We start from the raw sequence: 6619 nt of genomic DNA on the forward strand, positions 1-6619 counted from the left end.
TAATTCATTAAAATATATAGGCAAAAAACATGAGCATAAAAGTTAAAAAAAGAAATTTCCTAAAAAAGAAAAAAATTAAAGAAATAAAAGCCGAATTAGGCGAATACGGCGATTTGCTTCAGAATAAAAAAAATGTTGAAATACTTGAAGCCGAACCGAACTCCTTTATTTTAGTGGATGGCGAACCTTACATCATAATTATTGACGACAAGCCGTTTCCAACCCTGAAAGCAGCGCTTGCAAACCAAATAGAAAGCAAAAAAGTGACTGTGGATATGGGAGCCATTAAGTTTGTAAGCAACGGAGCGGACATCATGAGTCCGGGAATCGTTGCAGCAGATGATGGAATTGATGAAGGCGACATCGTTTTGATTGTTGATGAAACACATGGAAAACCGTTAGCTATCGGGGTGAGCCTTATAAGCGGTGAAGAAATGGTTGAGAATGACTCCGGAAAAGCTGTTGCAACAAAGCATTATGTTGGCGATGATATTTGGAACTTTGAAGTATAGGTGATTGGATGGCAGAATTAAGATATCGTGCAGGCAAAATTAAAGACCCTGGAGTCCACAAAATCGGAATCATAGCGCTTGGATCACACCTGGAAAATCATGGCCCGGCACTTCCAATCGATACCGATGCAAAGATAGGCGCACACATTGCATTTCAGTCATCCTTAAAGACAGGGGCTAAATTTTTAGGAATAATCTTTCCTGCATATGAACTGGATGAGATAGACCATGGGGTGCATGTTTCTCTTGATGAGTTAAAGGATAATGTTATAGAAACTCTTGACTCCGCCAAAAAATTCCTGGATATAGAAAAAGTTGTTATCATCAATGCTCATGGCGGAAATATTCCCCTCGTGGCTGAATTATGGGATATTGAAGACAAGACCGGCATATCCATAATATTCAACAATAAAGTTATCTCATCGGAAGGCCCTCATGGAGGAAGCGGTGAACTTTCAATGGCCAAAGTCTTAGGCATCCTCAATGAAAATGAACTTGAACATCAGGCTAATGTTGACGAGTATGAAGAAGTTGGCCTATATGGATTTAAAGAAGCTCGTGAAAATGACCCGAACATCGAAATGGGAGCAATGGATGTCAAAGAAAATGGCGTCTATGTAGATGAGGATTATGGAAAGAGATTGTTTGATCTTGCCATTAACTCCGTGCTTTTGGATGTTGAAAAACTATTAGACTTTTAAGAATGATTATCCGACAGTAGTCTCTACCTTTTGAGTGGAATCCTGAGGATTTGTTGGAGCACTAGAAGGAGTGTCACTGGAACTTTTAGAATTCTTATCACTTTGATCTTTGTTGTCTGTAGACTGTTCTGTATGATCTGAACTGGACGAACTGGAATCATCTGTGGTTGTCTCTACTTTTGAATCTGATTGTGAATCAGATGAACTGCTGTAATCCTGATGTTCATTACCGTAACTTTTACCGCTATCTCCTGTACCGTCAGTAATGGCTGACAGATTATCTAAAATAACGGGACCATTATCTGTTCCATTAGGTAAAATTGATATTGTGCCTGTCATAGCTCCACAAACACTGGCTAAACAGAATGCAACAATTGCAATCACAAATATTAGTAATACGGTAGCTGACCTACTTGTCATTATAAACACCTGTAAAATTAACTAACTATAATATATTTGATAACTTATATAAATATATAGGGTAATTATGAAAACAATAAAAAAAGCTGTGCAATGTGAAATAAATGTAAAAAAATCCCAGTTTATCTGCTCCTTGTTTCCAACAAAAAACAAAAAAGAATCAAAGGAAATCATTCAGAAATTAAATCGGCAATACAGCGATGCCACCCATAATTGTACCGCATACATTGTAGGTGACGGTGAAGGCTTTGACGATGATGGCGAACCTGGCGGAACTGCAGGAAAACCAATAATCAATGTTTTAAGGAAAAATGAACTTCACAACATCACGGCTGTTGTTACCAGATACTTCGGCGGGATTAAGTTAGGTGCCGGGGGGCTTGTAAGGGCTTATTCCAAATCAGTTATGGAAGCTGTTGGTGAAGCTGAAATAGTTGAAATCGAAGAATATAGTGTCTACAAACTTACTTTTGAATACTCAGACATTAAAATGGTTGACAGTGAAGTTAGAAATAATCATTTAACTACTATTGATAAGGAATATTGCGATAAAGTCATCTATGAAGTGGTATCTCCGGATATGATAGACATTGAAAAAATATTTGAAAAATATTCCGGCAAAATTAGTGTTGAATATAAAAATAAACAATTTCTTGAAAAAATATAAAAAAAAATAAATGAAGAAACTTATTGTTCTTCAAAGTTTGATGCAGGTACACCACACATAGGACATGTGAAGTCCTCTGGTAATTCATCTGCTTCATAAACATATCCGCATACTTTGCAAACAAAAGCCATGTTGATTTCCTCCCTATTCTACTTTTTCAAACATGTCAGCGGAAGCGCCGCACATAGGACATTTAAAGTCTTCTGGAAGTTCTTCATATTCTTCAGTTACAAATCCGCAAATTTTACATTTGAATTTTGCCATATTAACAATCTCCTTAAATTTTATACTAAAATTTAATTAATAGTATTTTAATTAGTTGTAATATATAAAATTATTTAAATTTTTTCGAACATGGATTTTGGCATTCTGCACTTAGGGCATTTGAAAGAAGCTGGCAATTCCTCAAATTTGGTTCCCTGCGGAATGTTCAATCCTTCTTCTATATTATCTTCATCAAAAGTATAACCACAAATTTTGCATTTATAGATGGCCATAATATAATCTCCATTAAAGTTTAGAACCTATTTGGAACTTTCAAGTGGTCCGGAAGTGGTTTGATACGGGCAGGTGTTCCGATAGCCAAATAGAATGGCGGAACAGAATGTATTACAATGGCTCCTGCAGCAACAATGGAACCTTCCCCAATCTCAACATTTGACAGAAAAGTTGTATTGCCTCCAATAGAAGCTCCACGCCTAACTCTAGGTCCCTGAAGTTCATAATTAATCCTTACAGGATATTTGTCATTTGTAAAACAAGCGCAAGGTCCGATGAATACATTATCCTCAATCACTGAATTGGTTGGAATATATACGTTAGATTGAATGCTGACATCATTTCCGATGATTACATCACCTTCAATCACGGTGTTTGTCCCAATTAAAACATCATCCCCGATATTGGTGTTTTCACGGATAACAACATTGTGTCCTGTTCTGAAATTGTCTCCAATGACCACATCATTGTAGATGATTGAATTGGATCTGATTGTATGATTTTTACCAATTACCGGAGGTTTCGAATTTGGAGAATACTCAACACCGAATTGAATGTTCTGGTCAGATGGAAATTTCAATTCAGGTTTTGAATAGTCAGGCTGGATAGATTCTCTTTCAATGATTGGTTTTTCATAAATGATTTCTTCAATTTCTTCCACCTGGGCAGGTTTGTAGAAATTATCTTGGCTTTGATAGGCGGGTTCCATACGAGAAGGTCTTGGCGGTTGAGAGTATAATCTGTCATCATTCATTTGGACTGCATTAGGCTGTTGCCTTTCCTGCGAATAATAATTACGATTATCCCTAATCTGTTCATAAGGTTTTTCTCTATTTCTTGCTTGCTTATCATCAAGAGTTTGTGAAAATCTAACCATATTATCAAACCTTTCTTTAAGTAAATTTAATCTATTAATGAATAAATTTATGTTTTTAATTAGTATATATACTAAATGGTTTATTTTTGGGTATTATGATGAAATATTGTTGCGTTAATGTGAAAATTTTGTTATCCATATTATATTGGATTGCCATTTGCTCCGCAAACCCCAATGACTGCGAAGGTTGTATTCCTATTCATATTTTTTACATCCCTCTTTAAGTCCTTTCATGATTTTATTTAAGATATTGACCCTGTCAAATGATATCAGCGGCCCCATATGCAATATAATATCTCCGGGTTCGGAGTATTTAAATGATAGCTCAGCAGCCTCCTCCAGCGTATCGGTTGCAACTTTTATTATCTTCTCATGGGTTATTGCATCCAATAGCTCATAAGCGATGTGAATTTCGACTTTCTGAATTGATTCATCAAATCCGCTGGCAAGCACTGCCTTAATATTATCGTATTCATTAAAGATTCTGCCGACTTCGGCCTTATCCCTTACCCATGATGTGTCAAAGTGGTCTAGAAATACAACAAGGCTTTCCCCTTCAAAATAATCGAGTGTGGCTCTTATACCGTCGGGAAGGAATGCAGCATCAATAATGACCTGCCTTCCGTTATAGTCACCATAATCCTCCATATGTGCTGAAAGACTTTTAAATGTTGATAGGGCTTTGATGATGTCTTCTTCACTGATTCCATAATTTATACCGACAGCGGCCGCCCCAACGGCATTTTCAAAAAAGTAACTCATCATGTTAAATGGAGTTGTGAATTCCCCGCCGTCATATGCAATGGTTAGTGACTTATCGCCCATAGTTCCCTTAAAATCAACATCCTCATCCATTTTATAGAAGATGGTGTCATCGCGAAGCAAATCTGTTTCGTCCATACATTCCCCGTTGGCGATTAATTTTTCACTGATGTCCTGAATGATTAACTTGCGTAAAAGATACTTTTCATAAGAGCCCCCAAATTCATTAAGGTGCTCTTTGGTCAAGTAAGACAGGACACCGATCTTAATGTTTAATCCTTTCAAAAGACCCAAAGTACCATGAGGAAGTTCAAAAACGGCTATGTCACAATTTTGGGCTTTGCCCGTGATGATTCCGTCGATGATTGTTTCTGAAACCAGATTATTTGCAAGTGAAGAGCATGACCATACGTTATAACCCGCCGCCTCAAACACGCTTGAAATAAGCATTGTAGTTGTGGTTTTACCCATGGATCCTGTAATTCCGACAATATCCACCGGCACCAATTCATTTACCATCTGCGAGAAATCCTCATTGGTTAAAACTTTAACATTACTGGACTCTATCAGTTTGGCGATTGGTGCCTCACTAGGCAAGGTTGGAGGCATATAAACGGCGTCAATACCATCCAAGGTAGGTTCCGGATTTTTTAAATCCAATACTATTCCTTCACGTTCCATCTTATGCAACCATGTCTGATAAATAGGTTTAAACTCAGACATTTCCTTCAAATCAGTAATAATGACCTTATGCCCCAGATAATTGAGCAATCTCGCAACAGGCCTACTGGCATTTCCCGCACCGACAACTAAATAATTCATAACTAGACTTCCAATTAATTTCTAATTATAATTTATTAATGTTATTTAATTTAACTATTTTGAAATTTATCTTTTTAACCTCCCCACCTGCACATCAGGGAGGTTGAAGTTATCAAAAAAATCATTTAGCCACATTTTCAGTGCACAGGATATTGTTTGAACATATGCCCAATGTGGAAAGTTCCATATTTCCACAACAGCAACTACCTTGAAAAAAAAGAAAAAAAATGATTAAATCCCATTAAAAAAGGATGTAATCATGTCAAAAAGGCTATCTAATGAGAAACCGCCAGCGGTGGAGTTTCCAATAATGTTTCCTACCTGATCTTTGTAATAGTTCACATCACCCTGTACATTTTGCACTTGCTGAATGGAATCCGCCAGGTTTTCAATATCATTGTTTGTGATGTTGATGTTGTTTGTTTGAACATAATTGTTAATGATGTTCACAATGCTTGAACGGTCGGTGACGTTATCCTTTGAAACTTCTTTTTTGACATCATCCACCAGATCAGCCAACTTATCAGCGTCAACACCGGATTTGTTAACTATTTGAGCTTCAGTAACTATTTCATCAGCTGCTGCCTGTTTTACGTTTTCCGGAATTTTGACATCAGTAGCCTCTTCATATGAATTCATAATGCCCGCAAGGGCTGATTCACCGGTTGCCTTAACCGGACTGGTTACATACACATGACCCTTTGTAATTCCAGCGGATTTTAATGCTGAAATGTACATGTCCCCGGTAACTGTAGTGATTTTTGATTTGTCCACACTAACCTCCAGGTTGTCATTATCATTTAAATCTACAAGTGCAGAGGATAATATCTGATTGGAATTATAAGATTTTCCGGTGATTCCACCAGATATTTTATTAACTTGATCGGCAGTTATAATTTTGGAGTCTGCACCGTTTAAATCAACATTTGATTGAGTCTTAAAGAAATTATCTACAATTGATTTGTACTCTGAATTTGCGTGAGTTGTCTCACCATAAGTTATTACAACGGAATTTGCTTCGCCTGAAAATCCAGCAGGGATTAACATGGCGACTACGATTAAAGCCAATATTGCTATAGTAATTTTTCGCATTATTATCACCTCACTAAATTCCTATCATAGATTATCAGAAGTAGTATATAAATGTTTCATTTTGAACCTCACCGGCTTAAAGAATCCTGAGAATTCTTGCACAAATATGTTAAACTTTAACTAAAATTAATTTTTATAATTTTGTGCAGGTTTTCTTATTTTTATTATATTTCTTGACAATATTTTTTATCAAATTAATAAAAAAAGATAATATTTTTAAAATGATTGATAGTAAACAATATATTTTTTAAAAAATCTGAATGTTATT

At 36.2% G+C, this 6619-nt stretch carries 10 protein-coding genes; 3 read left to right on the forward strand and 7 right to left on the reverse strand.

Annotated elements, in window-relative coordinates; genetic code table 11:
• The first annotated feature begins 29 nt into the window (after nt 1-29).
• Together ACKI4K_RS07470 and arfB are read left to right on the forward strand one after the other, a co-directional pair.
• The gene (locus ACKI4K_RS07470) at nt 30-512 is read left to right on the forward strand and encodes an RNA-binding protein (protein ID WP_407423790.1); all 483 of its coding nucleotides are present in this window, start codon (nt 30-32) and stop codon (nt 510-512) included.
• A gap of 8 nt (nt 513-520) precedes the next feature.
• Nucleotides 521-1213 carry a 2-amino-5-formylamino-6-ribosylaminopyrimidin-4(3H)-one 5'-monophosphate deformylase gene (gene arfB, locus ACKI4K_RS07475; RefSeq protein ID WP_407423792.1) on the forward strand — a complete coding sequence of 231 codons (693 nt, stop codon included), beginning with the start codon at nt 521-523 and terminating at the stop codon, nt 1211-1213.
• A gap of 6 nt (nt 1214-1219) precedes the next feature.
• Here the strand turns inward: arfB and ACKI4K_RS07480 are convergent, their stop codons facing one another.
• Entirely contained in the window at nt 1220-1633 is a 414-nt protein-coding gene (locus ACKI4K_RS07480) for a hypothetical protein (RefSeq protein WP_407423794.1), read from the reverse strand.
• A gap of 67 nt (nt 1634-1700) precedes the next feature.
• Here ACKI4K_RS07480 and ACKI4K_RS07485 point away from each other — a divergent pair, with 67 nt between their 5' ends.
• Nucleotides 1701-2300 (forward strand): YigZ family protein, encoded by a 600-nt coding sequence (locus tag ACKI4K_RS07485; protein ID WP_407423796.1) that lies wholly within the window; start codon nt 1701-1703, stop codon nt 2298-2300.
• A gap of 20 nt (nt 2301-2320) precedes the next feature.
• Here the strand turns inward: ACKI4K_RS07485 and ACKI4K_RS07490 are convergent, their stop codons facing one another.
• From ACKI4K_RS07490 to ACKI4K_RS07515, 6 genes are all read right to left on the reverse strand, one after another.
• Nucleotides 2321-2431: a rubredoxin-like domain-containing protein gene (locus ACKI4K_RS07490; protein ID WP_407423798.1), complete on the reverse strand. Its 111-nt coding sequence runs from the start codon at nt 2429-2431 to the stop codon at nt 2321-2323.
• Between the two features lie 13 nt (nt 2432-2444).
• On the reverse strand, nt 2445-2564 hold the full coding sequence (locus ACKI4K_RS07495) for a rubredoxin-like domain-containing protein (RefSeq protein ID WP_407423800.1): 120 nt from the start codon (nt 2562-2564) through the stop codon (nt 2445-2447).
• 74 nt (nt 2565-2638) lie between these two features.
• Nucleotides 2639-2797: a rubredoxin gene (locus ACKI4K_RS07500; RefSeq protein WP_407423802.1), complete on the reverse strand. Its 159-nt coding sequence runs from the start codon at nt 2795-2797 to the stop codon at nt 2639-2641.
• Between the two features lie 20 nt (nt 2798-2817).
• Complete coding sequence (locus ACKI4K_RS07505) at nt 2818-3405, reverse strand: acyltransferase (protein ID WP_407423808.1); 588 nt, start codon at nt 3403-3405, stop codon at nt 2818-2820.
• Between the two features lie 465 nt (nt 3406-3870).
• Nucleotides 3871-5259 carry a Mur ligase family protein gene (locus ACKI4K_RS07510; RefSeq protein WP_407423804.1) on the reverse strand — a complete coding sequence of 463 codons (1389 nt, stop codon included), beginning with the start codon at nt 5257-5259 and terminating at the stop codon, nt 3871-3873.
• Between the two features lie 231 nt (nt 5260-5490).
• Nucleotides 5491-6351: a DUF1002 domain-containing protein gene (locus ACKI4K_RS07515; protein WP_407423806.1), complete on the reverse strand. Its 861-nt coding sequence runs from the start codon at nt 6349-6351 to the stop codon at nt 5491-5493.
• Nucleotides 6352-6619 lie beyond the last annotated feature (268 nt).

Source organism: Methanobrevibacter sp., assembly GCF_045644645.1.
Taxonomy (GTDB): Archaea; Methanobacteriota; Methanobacteria; order Methanobacteriales; family Methanobacteriaceae; genus Methanocatella.

Excerpts from the sequence above, each read along its gene's own strand:
- ACKI4K_RS07470 (WP_407423790.1), top strand. The coding sequence starts at position 30 with ATGAGCATAAAAGTTAAAAAAAGAAATTTCCTAAAAAAGAAAAAAATT.
- arfB (WP_407423792.1), top strand. The coding sequence starts at position 521 with ATGGCAGAATTAAGATATCGTGCAGGCAAAATTAAAGACCCTGGAGTC.
- ACKI4K_RS07480 (WP_407423794.1), bottom strand. The coding sequence starts at position 1,633 with ATGACAAGTAGGTCAGCTACCGTATTACTAATATTTGTGATTGCAATT.
- ACKI4K_RS07485 (WP_407423796.1), top strand. The coding sequence starts at position 1,701 with ATGAAAACAATAAAAAAAGCTGTGCAATGTGAAATAAATGTAAAAAAA.
- ACKI4K_RS07490 (WP_407423798.1), bottom strand. The coding sequence starts at position 2,431 with ATGGCTTTTGTTTGCAAAGTATGCGGATATGTTTATGAAGCAGATGAA.
- ACKI4K_RS07495 (WP_407423800.1), bottom strand. The coding sequence starts at position 2,564 with ATGGCAAAATTCAAATGTAAAATTTGCGGATTTGTAACTGAAGAATAT.
- ACKI4K_RS07500 (WP_407423802.1), bottom strand. The coding sequence starts at position 2,797 with ATGGCCATCTATAAATGCAAAATTTGTGGTTATACTTTTGATGAAGAT.
- ACKI4K_RS07510 (WP_407423804.1), bottom strand. The coding sequence starts at position 5,259 with ATGAATTATTTAGTTGTCGGTGCGGGAAATGCCAGTAGGCCTGTTGCG.
- ACKI4K_RS07515 (WP_407423806.1), bottom strand. The coding sequence starts at position 6,351 with ATGCGAAAAATTACTATAGCAATATTGGCTTTAATCGTAGTCGCCATG.